Below are 23,343 nucleotides of genomic sequence, written 5' to 3'. Positions count from 1 at the left end.
TTATGCCGGCAGTTTAACAATAAAGGTACTGCCCTTTTCCTTTGCTTCCAATGCAGTAATATTCCCATTTAAAATGGCCATAAAACTTCTGCAAAGCAACAAACCTAAACCTGTACCCTTTTCATTATTTGTTCCTGGCCTGCTTTTTTCGGCCAGGAAATAATCTTTACTGTTAATTTTTTCTATTTGCAACGGTGTTAAGCCAATTCCATTGTCTCCAATGTGTAATTCTACATAATAATCATTTATATTGGCACTTAAAATAATCTCGCCCGCATTTGGTGTATATTTAATTGCATTACTCATCAGATTCCTTAAAATGAGTGCCAGCATGTTATGGTCGGTTTTTACTGATAATTTTTCAGAAAAATCTTTACTTATTTTTATGTTCTTATTTAAAAGTTGCGGATAAAGTATGTTAATAATTTCATCTGTTACTTCTGATAAATTTACGGTCTCTATTATCGGTACAAATCCCTGCATCTGGCTGCCTGCCCAGTTTAAAAGATTTTCCATCAGGGCCGAGGTATGCGTAAGCTGACTCTTTAGTTTCTCAGCATAAGAATACAATTTTTCTGGGCTGATGTTTCCATTTTCGAGCAGCTGGATAAAAGAGATTAAAGCATTAACAGGTGTTCTCATATCATGGCTCACAATACTAAAAATGCGATCCTTAACATTACCCAAATGTTCCAGCTCTTTCTTTTGTGTACTGATAATTTGATTCAGTTTAGACGTTTTGCGCTGATTATAATAAATCAAAAAGGCAATACACAACAATAACAGCACCGATACGATTAACGATATTTTAATCTTCTGATCGTAGGCAATTTGTTGCTTTTGTTTAGAAATTTGTTTGTCCCTTAACGAAGTTATATACCTGGATTCTAATTGTTTTTTTTGAAAATTATAATTTTGAAGTTTTTGTTCATTCTCTAAATCAGCCTGTTTTTTTAAAAAAGTAAGTCGTTGAAGGCTTTTTTCCTTATCGCTCAAAGCAAGTTCCTGTTTTCTTAAAATGAGCTGTTGTTGTTGTTGCTCAGCCAATAAAACTTGTTTTTGCAATTCGGCCGACGTTAAATTTTGTTTAATCTGATAATTCTTTTCCTTTATTGCAAAATCAATTTGCAACTGCTTACGTGTAATTTCTTTCTCTTTCTCTTCATCAAAAATTTGCTGACTAACTTCGACATACTTTCTATAATAATTTAGCGCCTGATCAAATAAATTTAACTTTTCGTAAATTAAACTCAGGCTATAAAGTGCATTTTTTTGCTCATCAAGCAACTCATTGTCAGTGGCTATTTTAAGCGCATTCTTCGAAAACTCAAGAGCTTTCTGCTCATCTCCGGTTTTAAAATAAAAATCTGATAAAGATTGTAAAACCGATGCACTAAGATTCTGATCGTCATCTCCTTTACTAAATGCTAATGCTTTTTGATAAGAGGCCAAAGCCATATCATTTTGCAAAATGCCTTCGTAAGTTTTACCAAGATTTAAATAAATACTTGCAGAAACACCATCATCCTTTATAATTTCAGCAACTTTTAGTGCTTTATGGAGATTGGTCAGCGCAAGGCTAAATTTCTGTTCGGGTATAATACCCATTTTAACCAGCTCAGTATTAGCTGCATTTAAATAAGCACCTGCAATACCATTATAAACAACGGCTACCCCTCTCTCGCTTTCCCCGTTGGCAATAAAAATTTTCAATGCTTTTTGTAAATAATCAAGGGCCTTACTATGCTGTTTGATGTCTTTATAAATTTCGGAAATATTGGCATAGCAACTGGCCAGATCAGCATCATTATTCATTTTCAAATAAATAGCGATAGCTTTTTGATTCATTTCAAGTGATTTTGCATAATCAGGAATGCTTATATACATCGCACCCATATTTAAATAAGTACCAGCAACCATATCCTGATTGTTCGCCAGACTAAACTTAGTCAAAGCAATTTCATAATTTTCAAGTGCCTTACGATAATTGGAAGAACCATGGTAAAAAAGGGCTTTTCTGTAATAAGCCATTGCAGCCAGATTATAAAGACTTAGTTTTTGAGCCAAATCAATTGTCTCGTCTGCAAATTGCTCTGCTTTCTCTATATTTTTTAGCCGCAAGTACTGCCTGTATACACCTTCAAGTTTCAATACTTTTACAGAATCTTGTTTAAGATAGTTTTTGTTAACCAGCAAAAGACTGTCCAATCGCTTTTGAGGCGCTTGTGCAAGTAAATTTCCGACAGCAAATAAAAAAATGAAAGCGAGTATAAAATGTTTACCCATTAACAGTCAAAATTGGGCTTAACAGAAAATACACGATCAGGAATGTCCCAATTATAAGGATGAAGCGGTTTAAGTTGCATTAGGGATGATTTGAGGATTTGAAGATAATATTTTTATTACACAATAATATACCGGAAATAAAAAAACAGAAATTTCAGAAATGGATATAAATAAAAAGACCTGACCGCATACGCAATCAAGTCTTTTCATTTTAAGCTAATTTTGAGTTAAAAAATTGCAGGGTACTGATCTGGCCTGCTTTCGTGCATCATTTGATAAATTGTTTCCACAACATCATCTACAGACGGTTTGCTAAAATAGTCACCATCCGAACCAAATGGAGGGCGGTGTGCCTTTGCAGCCATGGTTTTAGGCTGTCCATCCAGGTAAAAATAGCCTTTCTGCTCTTCTAATATTTTTTGTAAAATATATGCTGATCCGCCTCCAGGTACATCTTCATCCACAACTAAAAGTTTGTTTGTTTTTTTCAAAGAAGTGGCACAAACATGTGTGGTATCAAATGGCAATAAAGTTTGCGGATCAATAATTTCTACTGAAATACCCATCTGAAGCAATTCTTCGGCAGCTTCCTGCACAATTCTTAAAGTAGAGCCATAAGAAACTACAGTAATATCCGTTCCCTCTTCCAAAACTTCTGCCTGTCCTAACGGAATTGTAAATTCGCCTACGTTATTTGGCAATTTTTCTTTTAAACGGTAACCATTTAAACATTCTATCACCACGGCCGGTTCATCTGCCCTGAATAATGTATTGTACATTCCTGCAGCCTGTGTCATATCGCGTGGTACACATAAATGCAAACCTCTTAAAGAACCAAGCAACATAGAAATCGGCGAACCTGAATGCCAAATACCCTCTAAACGATGCCCTCTTGTGCGAACAATCATCGGGGCTTTCTGTATACCTTTTGTGCGGTAAGATAAAGAAGCAAGATCATCACTTAATACATTTAGAGCAAAAATCAGGTAATCAAGGTATTGAATTTCAGCAATTGGTTTTAATCCACGCATGGCTAAACCTATTCCCTGCCCCATAATTGTCATTTCTCGGATACCGGTATCCGTTACCCTTAACTCTCCATATTTAGCCTGTAAACCTGCAAAGCCCTGGTTTACATCACCTATATTTCCTAAATCTTCTCCAAAAGCGACTAATCTTTGGTCGCGGGCAAAATTTTCATTGAAACAAGCATTTAGAACTTCGCGGCCATCAACCATTTTAGATAAATCATCATACTGAGGCGCTATTACAGGAATGTTATCCGGACGATCTTTGCCGTTTGTATGTAACTTTGAATTGTAGCGGTCGTAATTTAAGGCATCTTGGCTTTCGTACCACGTTAAAAATGCTTCACGTTCAGGTGTATTAAATTGTGCTGATAAACGAATGGCTTTGCGTGCAGCAGAAAATACCTCCCTGCGCTGAGCATCAGCTGTTGAAGCTAAATGTGCTGCAATTTTAGCCAGTTCGGGCTGGTGTTTTGCCAGTCCGCCTATAAAATCTACAACCTGTTTTTGTTCAGGCTTAATGCTTTCTAAAAATTCATTCCAGGCTTCTTTTTGAGCATTACGAACTAATATTTTTGCATTTTTCTCTATTTCAGCAATTTCCTCTTCTGTTACAATTGCAGATTCGAGCATCCATTCCCTCATTTTCAAAATACAGTCGTGCTCAGTTTCCCAGGTTAACCTTTCTTTTGATTTATAGCGTTCGTGCGAGCCCGAAGTAGAGTGCCCCTGTGGCTGGGTAAGCTCCGTAACATGGATTAAAACCGGTACATGTTCTGTTCGGCATACCTCTATTGCTTTTTCATAAACTTCGCATAAAGCAGGGTAATCCCAGCCTTTAACCTTATAAATTTCGTAACCCAGGTTATCGGCATCACGCTGAAAGCCTTTTAAAACCTCAGAAATATCTTCTTTTGTGGTTTGATATTTTGCCGGCACAGAAATTCCATAGGCATCATCCCAAATGGAAATGGCCATAGGCACCTGTAAAACGCCCGCAGCATTAATGGCTTCAAAAAAAACACCTTCAGATGTAGATGCATTGCCAATGGTACCAAAGGCTACTTCGTTGCCACCCACAGAAAAGTGTTTTAAATAATCGAGTTCCTTATTATTCCTGAACAATTTAGAAGCATAGGCAAGCCCCACTAAACGGGCCATTTGCCCACCTGTAGGCGATATATCTGAAGAACTGTTTTTAATTTGGGTTAAATCATTCCAGCTTCCATCTTCATTAATAGATTTAGTTGCAAAATGACAATTCATCTGTCGGCCACCAGAAAACGGATCGGCATCGGTAGCAGGATTTGCGTATAATTGGGCAAAAAATTCTTTGATGGTTGATATGCCTGTTGCAAATGCAAAGGTTTGGTCTCTGTAATAACCAGAACGCCAATCGCCCTTTTTAAATGCCTTGGCCATAGCCACTTGAGGCACTTCCTTGCCATCCCCAAAAATACCAAACTTAGCCTTACCTGTTAATACTTCTCTACGCCCTAAAACACTGGCCTGCCTACTCTCAAAAGCAATTTTATAATCGTTTGTAACGATAGATTTAAAATCGTTGAAACTTAATTCAGAAGCATCAATAGAATTGGTAATAAGTTTTTCATTCTGCATCATGATCTAATATTGGTTGCCGGCAAATATAAACAAAATTAAAAGTTTGCCTTTATACTAAACTGTAAAATTATATATTGGTTATTAAAATATTACTGGAATAGTTTTTGTTTTATAATGAAAACAATTAAATTTGTTTTAATAAAAAAGTTTTAAAAAAAACATTCAAAAACATAACATGAAAAAGATCTTAGTATTATTCGCTTTTGTAATGGGTTTTGGTTTAGCTTCTAAAGCACAAACTAAACCTGCAGAATTTAAATTTGAATCAGAAACTCACGATTTTGGTAAGGTTGTTTTAAACAAACCGGTTTCTTTTGATTTCAAATACACCAACACTGGTGCAGAGCCTTTAATTATTACCAAAGCTGAAGGAAGCTGTGGTTGTACGGTACCTAAATATACTACTACACCTTTAAAACAAGGTGAAACAGGTACTATTTCAGTTACATTTAACCCTGCTGGCAGTCCAATGCCATTTACTAAAACGGTTACCATTACTTCTAATGCAAAAACACCTGTTAAAGTGCTTTACATCAAAGGAGAAACTGTAGCTGCTGCTTCAAAATAATTTTTAACCGATAATATTTAAAAAGTCCCGATTTTCATCGGGACTTTTTTATTTTTGTACCATGCCAAAGATTTCACAAAAAGGCCTGCAGATGCCTGCATCGCCAATCAGAAAGTTAACACCATTTGCCGATCAGGCTAAACAGGATGGTAAAAAGGTTTTCCACTTAAACATTGGTCAGCCAGATATTGAAACCCCAGAAGGAATGTTGAATGCCATTAAAAACATTGATTTTAATGTTTGGGCTTATACACCATCCGAAGGGACGTTAAGCTATCGTACCAAATTAACAGAATACTATAATAAATTAGGCTACAACATTAAGCCCGAAAATATATTGGTAACGGTTGGTGGATCGGAAGCCATTACCATTGCCATGCAAACTTGTGTAAACGAAGGCGACGAAATAATCATTCCTGAACCTTTTTATGCAAATTACAATGGTTTTGCCTGCATGAGTAATGTAGTCGTTAAACCCATTTTATCGTACATCGAAAATGGCTTCGCTTTACCCCCTATCGCAGAATTCGAAAAATTAATTACCGAAAAAACCAAAGCCATTATTATCTGTAACCCTAATAATCCTACTGGATATTTATACTCCAGAGCAGAATTAGAGGCTTTGAAATCGCTTTGCATAAAATACGATTTATTCTTATTCTCTGATGAGGCTTACCGTGAATTCTGTTATGACGGACGTGAGTTTATTTCGCCTATGCATTTGGATGGACTGGACGAAAACGTTGTGATTATGGATACGGTATCTAAACGTTACAGTGCATGCGGTGCCCGCTTGGGTTGCTTAATTACCAAAAATGCAGAGGTGATTGCTTCAGGATTAAAATTTGCCCAGGCCAGATTAAGTCCGGGTATGGTAGAACAAATTGCCGGCGCAGCCGCTGTTGATACGCCAGATAGCTATTTTGAAAAAGTAAATACCGAATATACTTTACGTAGAGATACATTAGTGAAGCGTTTAAATAATATTGAAGGTGTTTTTTGCCCAAATCCGGGTGGTGCTTTTTATGTGGTGGCTAAATTTCCGATTGATGATGCAGATAAGTTTTGCCAGTGGATTTTAGAAGAATTTAACCACAACAATCAAACGGTTATGATGGCACCTGCTACAGGCTTCTATTCTACGCCTGGATCGGGTAAAAATGAAGTGCGTATGGCCTATGTTTTAAATACCGATGATTTAAATACAGCAATGGATTGTTTGGAAGTTGCTTTAAAACAATATCCAGGCAGGACGTTATAAATGTAAGATGGAAAATGAATGATGGAAGTTTATCAATCCATCATTCATTTTTCTAAATAAGATTGGCTTAAAATTTGTATATTTGTAGTTCTATTTTGTAATTGATAATTGATAATTGATAATTGATAATTGATAATTGATAATTGATAATTGATAATTGATAATTGATAATTGATAATTGATAATTGCAAAACTGAAAACCGGGGCCGTTCTTGGATTTGACGGGGTGGCGAAGGTTATGTTAGCATGCAGTGCGTTGTACGGAGAGCACTTAAAGTGAACGTTCACATTTTAGTTGGCGAAAATACTTACGCCTTAGCTGCTTAGTTTAGAACTAAATAGCTTTTGTCCCTCTAACTGCTGCATTGTTGGGTTAGAATCTGGGGCATCGAAACAACAAAGCTGGCCTTAACGGAGGTACGACGTGAGGTGAGATAAAGTATCTAAGGATTTAAACAAGGTCGGTTTTCAGCCCGTTTACTTCCCGACAATTAATTGAAAAATAAGCATGTAGAAGGTATAATTTATCTCACAACTGGACAAGGGTTCGACTCCCTTCGGCTCCACTCATAGGGATTTCCAATCGGAAATCCCTATTTTTTTTCATAAATCAACAACTTTTTATCCCTCATTATCAAGTTGTTAAGATATAAAGGCAGCATTGTCGGGGCTCGATAGGCACCCTCTTGATAGTACAAATTGCGGTCTCAAACTTACATATCCATGTCGTAGGTAAAAGTTTTCCACCTCAATAACTCTAAATTGTTTTTGTTTTTTGGTTTGGCAAAGTAGAAACTATGCAGGTAAGTAATAAATTTAGGAATACTTCCTTTCTCCCAAATGCCGACCAATGCAGGCGAATTAATTAAAGCATTTTGCTCTTTTGTTATGGGATTATAAATAAGTGCTAAAGTGGCCATCTTGTAATTTGGCGTGAATATGATTTTACAACTATCTATTGGGTATAGTTTTAATTTATTATTAAAAAAACGTTCTCTTTCCTTTATCACCCAATCTTTTTCCATATTTCTTAATTGTGAAGATTGATATTCTGCTAACTCAATTTTCTTTACAAACGCCTTTGCATCTCTATCATTTACATCATCTATAATTGCTTTATACCGAGCATACAAAGTGTCTTTCAGATTCTTTTCCTTTCGTAAATCATTATAATCTTGTTCTTTAAAAAAATGATAAGCTGGCTTGGCTTCAAATTCTATTTCCTTCACGTAGTAATGTTTTTTTAAATCCTCTTCCTTTAAATCTGAATACAGAATATTAAATTCCTCGTAAATTCCATCGTCCTTAGGGTTGTCTTCTTCCAATTTAATGGTCAAAATTTTGTCGTTGTCCTTTGGGGTATAATTTTTCATTGCGAAGGAACTCAGGTCTAAAATCACTTGTAATTTTTGGGTTCCAACTTTTTCAATTCCCAAGTCCAAGTAAGTTATCCCTTGCGATATTAATAACGGATGAATTGGGAAGCCATTGATTAAAATTTGTGCTTGGTAGGCATTATAAATAGTTGCGGTATAAGTACTAACGTTTTTATTGTAAACAAGCTTGTTGGTTAAACCTACTTCTTCTTTTATTTGGCCTTTGCCACAACTTGTAAAAAACAGAATGGCAATTAAAACAGGTAAATACTTCATTCTTTAATCTTTATTTTTTTGATTTGTTTTTATTGTAAAGTGCAATGCATTTAGCTTGGTAGTCAAAATTTATCAAATCGCTAAAAGTTTCCAAATAGGTTTTCGGAAAAATTAGTTCAGCATTAATGATTGTCTTAACAACTTTACCCTTAACCTTGGTTCTAATTACACCCACGTACTTATTGGTAAGTAGGTTTACATTCGATTCGTACAGTCCTTCGTTAGGATTATCTCTTCCCAACTGATCATCGCTTCTGCGCATTTGTACCAACTGCATTTTCTTAGCTGTTTTATTGTACGCAAACACACTGATAAAACCCGAGCGATCGTAATCGTTCCAAAACTCAAAACCTTTTGTCGTTGCCACCAATGTGTTACCGAAATTTAGGTGTGTGATCTCTTTGCTTTCTACTCGTTTATATTTTTGTGTAGATAGCCAAAGCATCAGAATGTCTTTATCGCTATCAATAAATACACTGTCTTTTTTTCCATCTCCGTCGAAATCTTTTACAATTTTACGGGTGGTTTGTGCGAAAGCAATGTTTGCTAATAGGAGGAACAAGAAGGTGGTGTAGTATTTCATTTTTATTTCTTTAATTTTTATTTGGGCGTTACCCGGGGTAGCAATTGATATTTTGCGCCATCATAAAATTTTAGTTGAAATATACGTCCAAATCTTTGCTCACACAATAATCATATTCGAAGTGCCTTAGTTAAATTTAATTTTCACTTGTAACCTCAACCCCGTATCTTATTGCTTCTTTTAGTACCTCAATATTTATATCATTCAGCGTTTTAAACTTGATACAATAGCCGCTTATGCTCGCTTTGCCCAGTTTCTCTCCATAGGCCTCAGCTAAGTATTTCTTGTCTTTAATACCGAGGATATAAACAGAAATTCCGGTTTTGTTTGCACTGACACCGATTTGATAAAATGCCCTGCTTTTTCCGTCAGCATATTTTATGTTGTAAAAGCCATATCCTATGTTAGGATTAGAAACCGTTTTATTTTCATCGTTTTTGCCATCCAGAAACCATAATTTACAGGCAGGCATAACCAACATAATGCTATTGTGCAAAGCTTGCAACTCAGTACGTTTTGGCTCAGGTTGGCTCGCAATATACTTTTCGATTTGTTCTTGTATATCCATCTGAAATATTGAATGATGAAATGCTAATTTAATCTTTTCAAATCTCAGTTTATTCTTTTATCATCAGTTCAAGGCAAATAATTTGTTTGCGTATTCCATTTTAATTTTTTTCCATAAATAATTCCCTAATCTCTTTGTGGTATTTTTGATCGCTCACCTTAAAAAAAGCAGCAATTAAATCTGTAGAAATAGGTTTCAGATTGGGATACTTATTTTCAGCAAGAAAATTCCGGAGGGCCTCATTTACTTTTTGTTCACCAATCAAATCGCTTAATTTTACCATAACCATTGCTCCTTTTGAATAGGAAATGTGGGTATTGTTTCCGGTAACTTTGTACAAAGGTTGATTTTCAGTAAAGCCTTTTTCACTATTATAAATCTGCTCATGCATTTTTACCCTTTCCATCATTTTTTCTTTACCATGCATTTTTTTGTACAACATCATTTCCGTGTACATGGCTAAGGTTTCGGTAAGCATAACAGCACCTTCCCTATCATCGGGTGCAATTTGATTATTGCCCCACCAAAGATGCGACAGCTCGTGTCCGGCCAATTCATTAATCACATCCTGCTGTTTATCGGCTTTTATATTGGCATGAAAAATAAGGTCTTCTGTCATAAATATAACCGCAGGATAGGCTGTGGCTGCAAAACCTTTTGTAAAGGAAGAAACTTCAGCAAAAGTGATGGTACGAAACGGATAAATCCCAAAATTATCCTGGCAATAATCCAGCGTCAATTTGATGTTATTGAGGAGATGCTGTACATTTTCTGCATGTTTGGGGTGATAACAGATATTGATCTGAACACCTTTATACATTGTGGTTTTCATTGCGTAAGCAGCAGACGAAATTGCAAAACGGAAGGGCACTGGCTGATTGGGTTTGTACTGGAAATAATTTCGACTGCCTTGTTTCCATTGCCTTACCAATTCGCCTGTACCAACAGCAGTTTGATTGCCTTCGGTAGAAACGGTCATATCCAGTTTAATAAAATCGTTATCCGGTATTTTGGGCGCATTTATTTTTTTCAATGGTGTTTGCTTACCCAGCGAAAAAATTTTACGCTCCTCTTCATCTTGTAATTCATTGCCAGATTGATAGCCAACTTGAGGAAAATACCTGCTGATGCGCATAAAAGAACCATTTTCGATAATGGCATTAAACGATTGATGACCATTTACGGCTTCCCATTGGTAAGCCATTTTAAAGGTAATATGAGCGGTATCATTGGGTTGCAGAGGATGTATTAATTGAAGTACCGAGATGCTTTTATCAAAATTTATACGCTCCTTTTCAGAAGAATAAGTTGCATTGTTTATTTTGAAATGTTCATCAAAATTTATCAGAATTTTATCAATAGCTGTATTGCTTAAATTTTTAATGATGTATTTACCTGCAATGGAATAAGATTCTTTTGAAGGGTACAAATCAATTTTAGTTTCTACATCAGTTATGGTCGGCTGCGCCAGATTTTGATAGATACGATACTGTTTTTCGTAATTAGCAGCTGATTCCAAGTTTTTATTTTTATTGACCGGTATATAACCCCGCATGTACATTTTACCAGAAAAAAATGCCAAACCAATCCAAATACAGGAAGCTACAAGGGTTTGAAGTTTTATTCTTTTATTTTTAAGGATAAAAAATATAATCCAGGCTAAACCAATGATGCTAAAACCGAATAACAAACGAAATGCAAAAGACGGTAAATAAATTCCGTAGCCATTAAAATCACTATATGTTCCATTAAACCCTGAAAAGAAACGTAATAAGGGATAGGCAATTAATTTTTTGGATAATGCTCCCGATACACTTACGGCTAATAAAATTGAAATGCCGAGGGCAGCATACTTATTTTTAATCAGTTGATTAATGAATAATATAAAGCCTGAAAACAGGATGAATGGACTGGTATTAAAAACAAAAACTCCGCCATAGGCTTTTAAATCAAAATACGGGTATTGGTATCCAACTTGAAAAACTATCCCCAAACCAATCAGCAATAGCGAAAATAAAACCAGCAAAATGCTTATACCTATCCAATGGCCCAGCCATTTTGATTTTGAAAACAGCGTGGCATTTTCTATCATATTAAATTTAGAAGCCGAACTTCGCCAAAACATATCATTTAAGAAATAAGCAACAAGCAATAATCCCAATACATGAAAGTTTTCGATAATGGTAGTTGCCATTAAGCCCGAACTTGCGTATTTCTGTGGCAAACGAATCCCTTTTTCAATTTCTGCATACATTTCCATACCCACGGCAAAAAGCAATACAATGGCTGTAAGGATAAGTACCGTACTTTTAAAAAGATAGGTCAGATCAATTTTAATAAATGAAAAAACAGCTTTCAGGAAAGCTTTACCATCTTCTTTAGTGTTTACAATCAGGTATGAAAAGCCTGATGATTGATAAGTTTTAATTTCATCTGAAGACGCATATTTTACATCTTTTTTACGGCCTTCTTTTTTAGTAAAAGAGAATATCCTGATGTTCACGGCAAAAAAGACTAAAGAAATTAACAGCACCAAAAACCGGTTAAATAAAAAATAACCTGAAAGCGGTACCAGCATTATATTTCGTTGTTGTATACTAAAGTTTTGGCTTTCTGTAAAATAGGCTGATATACCAAAAGGATCTGCAACTGCAGAAATTAATTGTGCCTGCATGGATTGTGGCATACTTTGAGCCATAAATGGCGAATTGGAAAACAACAAGGTTATCATGTACAACACATAAAGCATTAAGCCTGTTACGGCCACCAATAACTTATTGCGAGTACTGTAAGCAACTAATCCTAATACGCTGCAAACAAATAAGGTATTAATAAAGCCAAAAATAATTACCGGATACAGATAGTGAACAGGTCGAAAATCCGGGTTAATCTCTACTCCTGAACGCATATTCTGTCCAAATGTAAAACCTGCCATTAAACACAAAAACCCTAAAAAAGTAAGGGTTACCAGCGAAAGTAACCGCCCTGATGCAAAGCTTTTTTTTGGTATTGGTGTTGCAAAAACAATGCTATCGAAACGGCTGTCCCATTCCTTAAATAATAGCTGAGATGCAAAAAAAGTGGCTATAAATATAATGGACAGGCTTAACAGTCCAATCATAAAACCCACAGTATAAGGTGCATTTAAGAACACACCTTCACCAATTGCAAGGTTAAACTGATTGCCAGCAAAAAAACCTATGGAAAGCAGGAATACAATACTGAAGTATGAAAAAAATCCTTTTGAGTACTGCTTAAGTTCGAATGAATAAATGAGGTTCATTGTCGTAGTATTAACGGTTTAACTGATGAAAATAACAATGTTCTAATGTGGGTACCGTACCAACGAAACCTCCTGGCTGCGTATCGGCATATACCGTAATGTGCATTACTTTTTCAATTAATTGCTGACTGATGATCTGGTGATTGGTTTGATATTGGCCCAGCTCATGCTTGGTTACTTGCCTGGTCCAGATTTTACCTTTTAAAGCAGCCGTCATTTCAGCTGGTTTGCCCAGGGCCAGCAAACTACCCTTTTGCATAATAGCCATTTGAGAACATAGATTACGAACATCTTCTACTAAATGGGTAGAAAGAATAACGATCACGTCTTCGCTGATTTCACTTAGTAAAGTATTGAACCGATTGCGCTCTTCGGGATCAAGTCCGGCAGTGGGTTCATCAACGATAATAATTTTTGGATTACCCAATAAAGCCTGGGCCACACCAAAACGCTGTTTCATGCCACCCGAAAAAGTGTTAACTTCTTTATCTTTAAAAGCCCTCAGGTTTACTTTTTCAAGTAAATCCAAAATTTGTTGCTTACGCTCCACTCCATTATTTACCCCTTTAAGTAAAGCTAAATGCTGCAATAAATTATATGCAGATACTTTTGGATAAACACCAAAATCCTGGGGTAAAAAACCTAAGTATTTTTTTATGGCATCGGGTTGTTTTACCACGTCGATACCGTTAAACAGGATCTGTCCATCATCAGGCTTTTGTAAACCAACAATGGTTTTCATCAATGAAGATTTCCCTGCACCATTTGGTCCTAACAAACCAAACATACCATTGCTTATTTCCAGGGAAATGTTATTGATTGCTTTAACGCCTTTTTTATAAGAAAGGTTTAATTGATTAATTTGTAGTGTATTCATATGCTTAATTTTTGGGCAATAAAATTCCATGCTCCTTTTCAGGTGCTTTTTTTCAATTGGTATTTAAATCAGATTTCTATTTAATTTCGGGTACGTATTCCAGTATGTCGCCCGGTTGACATTCGAGAATTTCACATATCGCCTCCAGCGTATCAAAACGAACACCTTTGGCTTTCCCTGTTTTTAAAATTGATAAATTGGCTGGTGTAATTCCTAATTTCTCTGCCAATTCTTTGCTCTGCATTTTGCGTTTAGCAAGCATCACATCTACATTTACAATAATTGGCATAACTATATATATAAATCCTGGTCCTTTTGTAAATCCAAACCCTGTTTAAAAATTGCGGCTAAAAAGTATGCGAATATTCCAAGAACAAAGTGCACCACAACCAAAATCCAAACAGCACTTTCAACAGATACAAAGAAACTGGCAATTATGGCCAACACAATTGGCGGAAAAAGATTAAATATGTAAAACAACCTCAGTTGTTTTAAACTTTCTTCGGTAAATAATTTAGGCTGGGTAAATACCCTAAAAACATTAGAGGCCAGCCAAAAAAAAGCACTATATAGCGTTAATGGCAATAAAAACGAGAAAATGATATAAGGCATATTAAGTTCCAGGTTTAAAAAAGCTGTTTGTGTAAAAGGAAGATTAATGTGTATATAATTGTCCTTATAAGGCAAAATGAACCAACCTGTAAGCAAACACAGTATGGAATATAAAGTTGTTACTAAATAGCCTAAACCCATGGTTCTGCTAAAATAAAAAAGGATTCTGGAAATTATTCTTGCACGCTTCATTTATGCTAATTTTTAATTAATAGCTCAAAATTAGAAATTAATTATCGTAAAACAATAATTAATCAATAAAAAAAACATTCCTATCTAAAACCAGGCCTTTTGAACAAAACAATCTGCCGGTTTTACGCTTACCTTTACCCTAAGTTGATTGAAATTGATATGAAAATTAAAGTGATTATTACCGGAGCAACCGGATTAGTTGGCGAAGGCGTGCTGCTCGAATGCCTGGAGCACCCAAATGTTGAAGAAGTGCTGATGGTAAACCGGAAGCCTTATCTATTAAAACACCCTAAGCTTAAAGAATGCTTAGTTTCTGATTTCTTAAACCTGGAAATCTATTCAGCACAATTAAGTGGTTATAACGCTTGCTTTTACTGTGCAGGAATCAGTTCAAGGGGATTAAATGAAGAAGCTTACAGTCATATTACCTATGATATCACCCTTCATTTTGCGAAAAAAATATTGGATTTAAACCCTGAGTTGATATTTGGCTTTATCTCCGGCAGCCACACAGATGCTTCGGGCAAAATAATGTGGGCAAAGGTGAAAGGAAAAACTGAAAACGCTTTGATGGAACTGCCTTTTAAAAAGGAATATAATTTTCGCCCGGGCTTAATGAAACCAACGGCAGGCCAGAAAAATATTAAAGGTTATTATAAAATTATTAGCGGCCTGTACCCGGTATTTCATTTTCTATTTCCAAACCAAACCAGCACATTAAAACAGGTAGGCTTGGCGATGATTAATAGTGTATTAAAAGGCTATCCAAAGCAAATACTGGAAATTCAGGATATTAAATTGTTGGCTGCAGAAACCGTGAAAAAACATTAAATGGCTGCTGTTCAAAATCGTACATCTTATGTTCGTAAACGAACAGCAAAATCCTATAAACACTCTAAATAGGTATTTTACTTACATTAAATCCATTGGCATAACATTAGCACAACAGAAATAAATTTTTATTATGTTCAGGCTCAATCTCAAAATTGCACTCCGTAACCTTTGGAAAAACAAAGGGTATACCGCCATTAACATCCTTGGCTTATCTATTGGTATGGCAAGCTGTATTTTGATCTTTATCTTTATTAATTTTCAACTTAGTTTTGATAAAAAAGAAAAAAAGGGAGATCGCATTTATCGTTTTGTGAGCGATTGGAAATACAACAGTTTTGATGATACTTCTGAAGGAATTCCAATTCCCTTAGGCGCAGCAGCCAAAAATGATTTTGCAGGATTTGAGAAAACAGCAATGATTGTAAAAAGTGGCGGTACATTTTTAATTAAAGATGCAGCTGGTAAAGCCAAAATAAAAGAAGATCGATCTGTTTATTATGCTGAAGCTGACTTTTTCAACATTTTTGATTTTAACTGGGTAGCGGGCAGCCCTACACAGATAGCAGAGCCAAATACGGTTTTATTAGATGAATCGGCTGCAATAAAGTATTTTGGTGATGTTAAATCGGCCATGGGTAAAAACATGATTTATAATAACGGTACCAATCTGAAAGTGGTTGGTGTATTTGCCGATCAACCCGAAAACAGCAGTTTCCCATTAAAAATAGTGGCCAGTTATTCAAATTTTCAGAATAGAAATAACGCTGACTGGGAATCAGTAGGCTCCTTAAATCAGTGTTATGTACTTGCTAAGGAAGGTGTTTCATTAGCCGATTTACAAAAACCTTTAAAAGCTTTTAACGATAAGTACTTCACTCTTAAAAACCTACCAGGCAAACAATCCACTAACTTACAGCCTTTATACGATATTCATTTTTCAGAAAAGTATGGGAATTTTGCCGGTGCTCATGCAAGCAATAAAGAAATAATTGGTCTTTCTGTTATTGGATTGTTTTTAATGCTTACGGCTTGTATTAATTTTATAAATTTAGCTACGGCTCAGGCCATAAACCGATCAAAAGAGGTTGGCGTTAGAAAAGTAATGGGATCGGGCAGAAAGCAACTGGTTATTCAGTTCCTTACAGAAACATTTACCATTACTATAATTGCTTTATTAATTGCCTGTGTAATTTCAGAATTAAGCATTCCAATGATGCAGAATCTCTTTAATGTAAAAGTAGCCTTTAGCCTTTTCGCCAATCCGATTATTTTTCTGTTTATGTTTTTGCTGGTGTTACTGGTAAGCTTTCTGGCAGGTTTTTATCCTGCCTTGATCATGTCGGGCTTTAGCCCCGCACTGGCTATAAAAAATAAGGTTACCGTTAATTCAGGCAATCTTTCGCTCAGAAAAATATTGGTTATCGTGCAGTTTGCCATTACCATTATCCTGATCATTTCTACTTTGGTTATTATACGGCAGATGCAATATGTAAGGGAAAAACCACTTGGATTTGACACCAAAGCCATTGTTATGATCAAAGCGCCTGCCGATAGTTTGAATAAAACCAAAAGAACAGGTTTTACGCAAAGGATAATGCAAATACCAGGCATACAAGCTTTAAGTTATTGTGTAAGAGAACCTCTGTCGCAACAGATGAATACCACCAATTTTACAATGGATGGTGTGGATAATAAAGATTTTGAAGTGAGGTTAACACCCTCAGATGAAAATTACATTAATCTATTCGGCCTTAAAATAATTAGCGGAAAAATTTACCAAAAAAGCGATACAGCAAACGGCTATATTGTAAATGAAACCTTTCTTAAAAAGGTAAACATTACCAACCCTGAAACTGCCTTGGGTAAAATTGTGGTCCAAAATGGACGACGGGCACCTATAATTGGTGTGGTAAAAGACTTTAATGATGTTTCATTAAAAGAAAACATCTCACCTATGCTGATATATCCTGAAGCGCGACAATATTATCAAGCCGCCATAAGAATGGATAGTAAAAGGATTATTGAGGTAATGAAACAGGTTGAAGCCATTTGGAATGAAACCTACCCTACTGAAGTTTATGACGCCAATTTTGTAGATACACAAATTGATGGTTATTACAACAGCGAAAAGATTATGGGTATTTTATTCAAAACTTTTGCCAGCGTAATAATTTTCATCTCCTTTATCGGACTTTTCGGACTTATTTCTTTTGTTGCCACTCAAAGAACCAAAGAAATTGCAATACGTAGGGTACTTGGTGCAACCACAATAGAACTGGTTAAAATGTTAAACGGATCATTTCTGATGATGGTTTTCATTGCCAATATTGTAGCCTGGCCTTTAGCCTATCTGTTTGTTTCGAAATGGTTGTCCGGATACGCCTATCGGATAGATATTGGAATAAGACCATTTTTATTTGCAATGGCTATTTCGATGTTTATTACACTGCTTACCGTAAGCATACGATCTTACCGTGCAGCGATGGCCAATACCATAAACGCCCTTAAATATGAATAAAATATTTTGTGCGCTTAAACTAAGCGTACAAAATTCTTAACACCAACTTTATTGTAAGTTTTAAACCAGCGCGTGGCGAGTATATTTGTTCAGCAGACCTGATAATAGAATATAAACTTTTCAAAAAGATCAAAAAAAATGCAGATAATTCCTATTATCTGCATTTTTCGGTCGGTTGATTGGGATGATTGAATAATTTATGCAATTCTTACGTTAACTGCGTTTATACCTTTTTTACCGTCTTGAGTATCAAAAGTCACTTTATCTCCTTCTTTAATTCCGTCTTTTAATCCTGACACGTGAACGAAAATTTGCTCACTGGTGCTGTCATCAATGATAAATCCAAAGCCTTTTGTTTCATTAAAAAATTTTACTGTACCTGTTTTCATTTTATTCTTTTTTTTGATTTTATAGTTTAAATATAAATGATTATTATTTAAACTTACTATAATGTAGTTTTTTTTAGCTTAAAAAAATATTAACGGTGTATATAAACCTGTTTTAGCACACATTGCCTTACTATAACGCGCAATTATTTTTTAAATATATGGAATTGCATGCTTTTATCTTAGCTGCCCATCACCCCGATTTTATAAGGTAGAAGAAGATTTATTTTAGAGTTTAAATTTTATTAAAATATTCCTAATAATGCTGCAATGTTGCCAAACCATTCATCATTTTCATTGTTCCTTCTACATTGAATGCTAAAAGGCTTAACTTTATCGTTTAATTAAAATTCATTTTTTCTTAGCTCTATACCGATTATTAATGGACAACAATAACTTACGTTTTACCAACGAACAGATTCTGGACGTGTTAGCCCTTTCCGAAAACCCAACTGCCATTTACAGTTCAGAGCAGATGATTATTCAGGCGGCAAACGATGCCATTATAAGTTTATGGGGAAAAGATCGTAGTGTAATTGGGAAAACGATCGAAGAAGCGCTCCCTGAATTGGCTGATCAACCGTTTAAAGAGATTTTTTTAAAGGTAATGCGTACGGGAGAAACTTACCAGTCTGATAATATGCCTGCCGAGTTAGAGGTTGATGGCAAACGTAAACTTTATTATTTCGATTTCAAATACAAGGCAATTAAAAATGCTGTAGGAGAAACTTATTGTGTATTAAATACCGCTATTGACGTAACAAAACGTTATGAAAGCCTGATTGCGATTAAAGAAGCAGAAGAAAGAGAACAGGAATTAAGCGAAGAACTTGCAGCTTCAAACGAGGAACTGGCAGCGATGAATGAAGAACTTGCCGCCATGAATGAGGAACTTAGAAGTACGAATGAAGATTTAATTTACTCGTTTGAACAGATACAATCACTTAACCTAAACGTTACAGACAGCGAATTACAGCTCAATTTTGCCATTGATGCCGCTAATTTAGGTACCTGGGATTTAGATCCAAACACCAATAAATTTGAAGGCAATGAAAGACTAAAAACATGGTTTGGGCTGCAGTCGGATGAAAAAATTGACCTGAATAAGGCAACCGATGTTATCATAGATAAAGATCGTGAAAAGGTTATCAATGCCATTTCAACCGCCATGACCTTTAATTCTGGCGGTTCCTTTGATATTGATTATACCATTCTGAGTCCGTCAACACATATTGAAAGAATGGTGCGGGCAAAAGGTAAAGCTCTTTTTAACGAAAACCAGGAAGTAACCCGTTTTAGTGGAACGCTACAGGATATAACAGAAGAGGAAAAAATTAGACTGGCTTTAAGAGATACAACTTTAGGTCTTCAAATTGCTTTAGATGCTGCAAGGTTGGGTTCTTATGACCTTGATTTGGACAGTGGAATAATGGCTTGCTCAGAACAGTGCAAGAAAAACTTTGGACTTAAACCAGATCAGCCACTTAATTACCCTGAGTTAATGGCCCTTATTTTACCAGAATATAGGGATTATGTGCAAAAACAAATTACGAATGCTTTATCAAAGAACGCGATTTACCAGGCAGAGTATCCAATAAAATGGGCTGATGATACAGAGCATTGGATCAGGGCTTCTGGAAAACCTCATTATAATCATGATGGAAAAGCAGTTAGAATTACGGGGGTAACCTTTGATATTACCGATCAGCGCAAGGATGATTTAAGAAAAAATGATTTTATTGGTATGGTAAGCCATGAACTTAAAACGCCACTCACCTCTTTAAAAGGATATATCCAGATGTTGCAATTTAAAGCCGCAAAAAATGGAGACGAAGTTACAGAGCATTCTTTAGCCAAAGCAGATTTGCAGGTTCATAAAATGAACACCATGATTAATGGCTTTTTGAGCGTATCGAGGTTAGAATCTGGTAAAATATTCCTGGAGAAAAGTGAATTTAAACTTGATGAACTGGTTGAAGAAACCATTGAGGATAACCAGTTGTTATATCCCAGTTATAAAATCAAGATGCAACTGAGCGAACCTGTTACTGTTGAGGCAGACCGTGATAAGATTGGCCATGTAATCTCGAATCTGCTCAGCAATGCAGCAAAATATTCAAAACTGGAGACAGAAATACTCGTTAATTGTAAACTTGAAGGCCATGTAGCTTATGTGAGCATAAAGGATGACGGAATGGGTATCGATCCTGCAGATATCCCTTTTATTTTTGACCGCTTTTATCGTGTAGAAACTAAAAAGAATATTTCTGGTTTTGGAATCGGACTTTACCTAAGCGCAGAAATTATTCAAAGGCATGGCGGAAAAATTGGCGTAGAAAGCACCGTGGATAAAGGAAGTGTATTTTGGTTTACACTTCCTTTATAAGCATGCATTTATTTGTCCACTACCGAATCTAAATACCTAAAGCTTCCAATATTTTTTCAGCCACCAGCTCAGATGAGGCCGGGTTTTGTCCGGTAATTAAATTTCCATCCGCAATTGCAAAACCTTTCCAATCTTCGCCACGCACATATTCTGCGCCTTTATCTTTTAGCATATCTTCTAATAAATACGGGGCTTCTGCTACAGATTTTCCAGCAATTTCTTCACTGTTGGTAAAACCTGCTACCTTTTTTCCCTTTACCAATGCATCTCCATTGGCTGCTTTAACATTTTGCAAGGCTGCCGGTGCATGGCAAACTAAAGCAACAGGCTTGCCTTTGGCATAAAAACTTTCAATAATATGAATAGATTCCTTATTCTGCGGCAAATCCCACATCGGACCGTGGCCACCTGGATAACATACAGCGTCGTAGTCATCAAGATTAAGGTCGGTAAGTTTTACTGTGTTATTTAACCTTTCTGCTGTTTCCTTATCGCCAGTAAACTTTTGTACCGCAGCAGTTGCAAAATCAGGCAGTAAACTTTTAGGATCGATAGGCGCCTTCCCTCCTTTTGGTGTAGCAATGGTAATGTCTAAACCTTTATCACGTAATAAATAATATGGAGCCACAAACTCTTCTATCCAAACCCCTGTTTTATGGCCTGTTGTTTTAACTTCATCAAAAGAAGTAAGCACAAATAAAATTCTTTTTGTTTTCATTTTTTTCTGGTTGTTTATTAAGCTTTTTTGTCCGTAGCTACAAATTGCCATCAGACTAAAAACTATGGTAAATAATAAATTAGCTTTCATTCATATAATTTATATTCAAAGATGCTCGTAAATTAGCAGTCAATTCAAGGAAGTACATCACAATTAATTGGTGATGTACATCACTTCAGTAATTTACAACATACATTATAGCATGAACACAGCCTTAAGGCAACATATAGAGCAGATTATTCCAATTTCTGATGATGAATTTGAATTTATATCAAGTCATTTTCAACAAAAGAAATATAAAAAACATCAATTCCTAATTCAGGAAGGTGATCCTGTTAATCAAGAGTTTTTTGTACTTAATGGTTTATTAAAAGCCTATGTGAACCAGGACGACGGAAAAATGCACATTATACAATTTGCTATGGAAAATTGGTGGATTTCTGATTACCAGGCCTTAATTTATCAAACCAAAGCAAGTTATGACATTGATTGTATTGAAGATACAACAATACTTGTGCTTAGTGCAGAAAATAAGGAAAAGCTTTGTAGTGCTTCCCATAAAATGGAGCACTTTTTCAGACAAAAAACATTATCTGGGTATGTAGCCATGCAAAAAAGAGTATTATCTTTTTTGGTTAACGATGCACAGGCGAGATACCAACAGCTTTTTGATCTTTATCCAACCCTTTTTCAAAGGATTCCAAAATCCATGATTGCGGCGTATTTAGGTGTTTCGCGCGAAACTTTAAGCAGATTGAAATTATCCTGAAGCAAATCTGCTTTTAACAAAAAGCATTTAAAATAAAAAGCCCTTCAATCCTGAGAGGGCTTTTTAGTTGTCTATCCCTATATAAATAGGAAAGTAAATGTAATTATTGCTTTACACATTTTTGGGCTTTGAATAAACTGAACAAATGAAATTAAGTGCGTTTATTCATTCCTTTTAGTTGTAGCAATTAAGTCTTTATTCTACCCCTCTTACCCCTTGAATGGGTAAAACATATACAGACGTTGATGCTGTAATGAATAAAAAATCCCTGTTTTTGCCGCCAAAACAAATGTTGCCAGTCCAGTTATCAGGAATATCTATGTGTGCAATTTTATCTCCGTTTGGTTTGTAAATATTTACGCCTTTACCTGTTACGTAAATATTACCTTGATTATCCAGTGTCATACCATCAGATCCCTGGTTTAAAATCAATTGCTGATCGCTCAGTGCGCCGCTGGGATTAATTTTATATTTATATGTTTTCCCCGCCTTTGCATCCGCCACATACAAAAACTTACCATCAGGCGTACCTACAATCCCATTCGGTTTTACAACATCATCAGCAACCATTACAGCATTCTTTTTCCCTTTTGGCAGATAATACACCTTTTCTCCCACTATCTCAGAAGATTTACGCGTCCAGTAATCTCTTTGATAGTAGGGATCTGTAAAATAAATACCGCCTTTAGCATCCAGCCAAATGTCGTTAGGTCCGTTTACTTTCTTACCTTCATAGCTACTGAACAAAACCTTAACTTTTTTCTGCCGGTTAACAGACCATATTTCGTTATTTTCGTCAGCACAAACAATTAAATTCCCTTTTCGGTCAAAATAGGTTCCGTTTGCCCTTCCGGTTTTATCCATAAACAAACTTAGTTTTCCGGCTGTATCATACTTCCATATTTTATCGTTGGGCTGGTCTGTAAAAAAAACATTGCCTTCACGATCTACAGAAGCACCTTCGGTAAATTTAAATTGGGAGGAAATCAGTTTTAAACTGTCCTGAACAAATATTGGGGTTTGGCCTGACTGTGCAGAAGCAACAGAAAAAGTCGACGTAAAAAATAAAATCAATAAGCTAAAACGCATCTTCATAAAAAATCAATAGGCTTGCAATGTGCCTATTTATAAGGCAGCATGCAAGTAATAATTTTGTTTGAATTGCGTCGGTTTATAAATCTGATTGAGCACAAAAACCA

18 protein-coding genes and 1 other RNA gene are annotated in these 23,343 nt (G+C 35.7%); 7 read left to right on the top strand and 12 right to left on the bottom strand.

Annotated features, from left to right (window positions below):
- A complete protein-coding gene (locus R2Q77_RS06550; protein ID WP_316802917.1) occupies positions 1-2,286 on the bottom strand; it encodes a tetratricopeptide repeat protein in 2,286 nt (761 codons plus the stop codon).
- Between the two features lie 227 nt (positions 2,287-2,513).
- Positions 2,514-4,937, bottom strand: a complete 2,424-nt coding sequence (locus R2Q77_RS06545) for a thiamine pyrophosphate-dependent enzyme (RefSeq protein ID WP_316802916.1) — start codon at positions 4,935-4,937, stop codon at positions 2,514-2,516.
- A 175-nt stretch (positions 4,938-5,112) separates the two neighbouring features.
- Here R2Q77_RS06545 and R2Q77_RS06540 point away from each other — a divergent pair, with 175 nt between their 5' ends.
- From R2Q77_RS06540 to ssrA, 3 genes are all read left to right on the top strand, one after another.
- Positions 5,113-5,505: a DUF1573 domain-containing protein gene (locus R2Q77_RS06540; protein ID WP_316802915.1), complete on the top strand. Its 393-nt coding sequence runs from the start codon at positions 5,113-5,115 to the stop codon at positions 5,503-5,505.
- Between the two features lie 61 nt (positions 5,506-5,566).
- On the top strand, positions 5,567-6,766 hold the full coding sequence (locus R2Q77_RS06535) for a pyridoxal phosphate-dependent aminotransferase (protein WP_316802914.1): 1,200 nt from the start codon (positions 5,567-5,569) through the stop codon (positions 6,764-6,766).
- Between the two features lie 202 nt (positions 6,767-6,968).
- Positions 6,969-7,335: a transfer-messenger RNA gene (ssrA, locus tag R2Q77_RS06530) on the top strand.
- 144 nt (positions 7,336-7,479) lie between these two features.
- Here ssrA and R2Q77_RS06525 read toward each other — a convergent pair.
- The 7 genes from R2Q77_RS06525 to R2Q77_RS06495 form a co-directional block, all read right to left on the bottom strand.
- Positions 7,480-8,418, bottom strand: coding sequence for a hypothetical protein (locus R2Q77_RS06525; RefSeq protein ID WP_316802913.1), 939 nt, complete (start codon positions 8,416-8,418; stop codon positions 7,480-7,482).
- Between the two features lie 10 nt (positions 8,419-8,428).
- Positions 8,429-9,001, bottom strand: coding sequence for a hypothetical protein (locus tag R2Q77_RS06520; RefSeq protein ID WP_316802912.1), 573 nt, complete (start codon positions 8,999-9,001; stop codon positions 8,429-8,431).
- 136 nt (positions 9,002-9,137) lie between these two features.
- Positions 9,138-9,569: a DUF1801 domain-containing protein gene (locus R2Q77_RS06515; protein WP_316802911.1), complete on the bottom strand. Its 432-nt coding sequence runs from the start codon at positions 9,567-9,569 to the stop codon at positions 9,138-9,140.
- A 100-nt stretch (positions 9,570-9,669) separates the two neighbouring features.
- The gene (locus tag R2Q77_RS06510) at positions 9,670-12,852 is read right to left on the bottom strand and encodes a M1 family aminopeptidase (protein ID WP_316802910.1); all 3,183 of its coding nucleotides are present in this window, start codon (positions 12,850-12,852) and stop codon (positions 9,670-9,672) included.
- Between the two features lie 10 nt (positions 12,853-12,862).
- Positions 12,863-13,729, bottom strand: a complete 867-nt coding sequence (locus R2Q77_RS06505; protein WP_316802909.1) for an ABC transporter ATP-binding protein — start codon at positions 13,727-13,729, stop codon at positions 12,863-12,865.
- Positions 13,730-13,805: 76 nt separating this feature from the next.
- A complete protein-coding gene (locus R2Q77_RS06500) occupies positions 13,806-14,018 on the bottom strand; it encodes a helix-turn-helix transcriptional regulator (RefSeq protein ID WP_316802908.1) in 213 nt (70 codons plus the stop codon).
- 2 nt (positions 14,019-14,020) lie between these two features.
- Positions 14,021-14,533, bottom strand: a complete 513-nt coding sequence (locus tag R2Q77_RS06495; protein WP_316802907.1) for a DUF2975 domain-containing protein — start codon at positions 14,531-14,533, stop codon at positions 14,021-14,023.
- 99 nt (positions 14,534-14,632) lie between these two features.
- Between R2Q77_RS06495 and R2Q77_RS06490 the strand changes: the two genes are divergently transcribed.
- Both R2Q77_RS06490 and R2Q77_RS06485 read left to right on the top strand, forming a co-directional pair.
- Entirely contained in the window at positions 14,633-15,364 is a 732-nt protein-coding gene (locus R2Q77_RS06490; RefSeq protein ID WP_316802906.1) for an NAD-dependent epimerase/dehydratase family protein, read from the top strand.
- A 133-nt stretch (positions 15,365-15,497) separates the two neighbouring features.
- A complete protein-coding gene (locus R2Q77_RS06485; RefSeq protein WP_316802905.1) occupies positions 15,498-17,885 on the top strand; it encodes an ABC transporter permease in 2,388 nt (795 codons plus the stop codon).
- 197 nt (positions 17,886-18,082) lie between these two features.
- Here the strand turns inward: R2Q77_RS06485 and R2Q77_RS06480 are convergent, their stop codons facing one another.
- Positions 18,083-18,274 carry a cold shock domain-containing protein gene (locus R2Q77_RS06480; RefSeq protein WP_316802904.1) on the bottom strand — a complete coding sequence of 64 codons (192 nt, stop codon included), beginning with the start codon at positions 18,272-18,274 and terminating at the stop codon, positions 18,083-18,085.
- A 379-nt stretch (positions 18,275-18,653) separates the two neighbouring features.
- Here R2Q77_RS06480 and R2Q77_RS06475 point away from each other — a divergent pair, with 379 nt between their 5' ends.
- Complete coding sequence (locus R2Q77_RS06475; RefSeq protein WP_316802903.1) at positions 18,654-20,657, top strand: ATP-binding protein; 2,004 nt, start codon at positions 18,654-18,656, stop codon at positions 20,655-20,657.
- A 28-nt stretch (positions 20,658-20,685) separates the two neighbouring features.
- Here R2Q77_RS06475 and R2Q77_RS06470 read toward each other — a convergent pair whose 3' ends face one another.
- Positions 20,686-21,375: a type 1 glutamine amidotransferase domain-containing protein gene (locus R2Q77_RS06470; protein ID WP_316802902.1), complete on the bottom strand. Its 690-nt coding sequence runs from the start codon at positions 21,373-21,375 to the stop codon at positions 20,686-20,688.
- Between the two features lie 202 nt (positions 21,376-21,577).
- Here R2Q77_RS06470 and R2Q77_RS06465 point away from each other — a divergent pair, with 202 nt between their 5' ends.
- Positions 21,578-22,144 carry a Crp/Fnr family transcriptional regulator gene (locus R2Q77_RS06465; RefSeq protein WP_316802901.1) on the top strand — a complete coding sequence of 189 codons (567 nt, stop codon included), beginning with the start codon at positions 21,578-21,580 and terminating at the stop codon, positions 22,142-22,144.
- A 195-nt stretch (positions 22,145-22,339) separates the two neighbouring features.
- Here R2Q77_RS06465 and R2Q77_RS06460 read toward each other — a convergent pair whose 3' ends face one another.
- A complete protein-coding gene (locus tag R2Q77_RS06460) occupies positions 22,340-23,239 on the bottom strand; it encodes an SMP-30/gluconolactonase/LRE family protein (RefSeq protein ID WP_316802900.1) in 900 nt (299 codons plus the stop codon).
- Positions 23,240-23,343: the final 104 nt, after the last annotated feature.

The organism is Pedobacter nototheniae (genome assembly GCF_032678625.1).
Classification (GTDB): Bacteria; Bacteroidota; Bacteroidia; order Sphingobacteriales; family Sphingobacteriaceae; genus Pedobacter; species Pedobacter nototheniae_A.
This window is presented reverse-complemented; position numbering and strand designations above follow the sequence as displayed.

What these genes read in the sequence shown, in the direction of transcription:
- R2Q77_RS06550 (WP_316802917.1), bottom strand. Translation starts at nt 2,286, where the DNA reads ATGGGTAAACATTTTATACTCGCTTTCATTTTTTTATTTGCTGTCGGA.
- R2Q77_RS06545 (WP_316802916.1), bottom strand. Translation starts at nt 4,937, where the DNA reads ATGATGCAGAATGAAAAACTTATTACCAATTCTATTGATGCTTCTGAA.
- R2Q77_RS06540 (WP_316802915.1), top strand. Translation starts at nt 5,113, where the DNA reads ATGAAAAAGATCTTAGTATTATTCGCTTTTGTAATGGGTTTTGGTTTA.
- R2Q77_RS06535 (WP_316802914.1), top strand. Translation starts at nt 5,567, where the DNA reads ATGCCAAAGATTTCACAAAAAGGCCTGCAGATGCCTGCATCGCCAATC.
- R2Q77_RS06525 (WP_316802913.1), bottom strand. Translation starts at nt 8,418, where the DNA reads ATGAAGTATTTACCTGTTTTAATTGCCATTCTGTTTTTTACAAGTTGT.
- R2Q77_RS06520 (WP_316802912.1), bottom strand. Translation starts at nt 9,001, where the DNA reads ATGAAATACTACACCACCTTCTTGTTCCTCCTATTAGCAAACATTGCT.
- R2Q77_RS06515 (WP_316802911.1), bottom strand. Translation starts at nt 9,569, where the DNA reads ATGGATATACAAGAACAAATCGAAAAGTATATTGCGAGCCAACCTGAG.
- R2Q77_RS06510 (WP_316802910.1), bottom strand. Translation starts at nt 12,852, where the DNA reads ATGAACCTCATTTATTCATTCGAACTTAAGCAGTACTCAAAAGGATTT.
- R2Q77_RS06505 (WP_316802909.1), bottom strand. Translation starts at nt 13,729, where the DNA reads ATGAATACACTACAAATTAATCAATTAAACCTTTCTTATAAAAAAGGC.
- R2Q77_RS06500 (WP_316802908.1), bottom strand. Translation starts at nt 14,018, where the DNA reads ATGCCAATTATTGTAAATGTAGATGTGATGCTTGCTAAACGCAAAATG.
- R2Q77_RS06495 (WP_316802907.1), bottom strand. Translation starts at nt 14,533, where the DNA reads ATGAAGCGTGCAAGAATAATTTCCAGAATCCTTTTTTATTTTAGCAGA.
- R2Q77_RS06485 (WP_316802905.1), top strand. Translation starts at nt 15,498, where the DNA reads ATGTTCAGGCTCAATCTCAAAATTGCACTCCGTAACCTTTGGAAAAAC.
- R2Q77_RS06480 (WP_316802904.1), bottom strand. Translation starts at nt 18,274, where the DNA reads ATGAAAACAGGTACAGTAAAATTTTTTAATGAAACAAAAGGCTTTGGA.
- R2Q77_RS06475 (WP_316802903.1), top strand. Translation starts at nt 18,654, where the DNA reads ATGGACAACAATAACTTACGTTTTACCAACGAACAGATTCTGGACGTG.
- R2Q77_RS06470 (WP_316802902.1), bottom strand. Translation starts at nt 21,375, where the DNA reads ATGAAAACAAAAAGAATTTTATTTGTGCTTACTTCTTTTGATGAAGTT.
- R2Q77_RS06465 (WP_316802901.1), top strand. Translation starts at nt 21,578, where the DNA reads ATGAACACAGCCTTAAGGCAACATATAGAGCAGATTATTCCAATTTCT.
- R2Q77_RS06460 (WP_316802900.1), bottom strand. Translation starts at nt 23,239, where the DNA reads ATGAAGATGCGTTTTAGCTTATTGATTTTATTTTTTACGTCGACTTTT.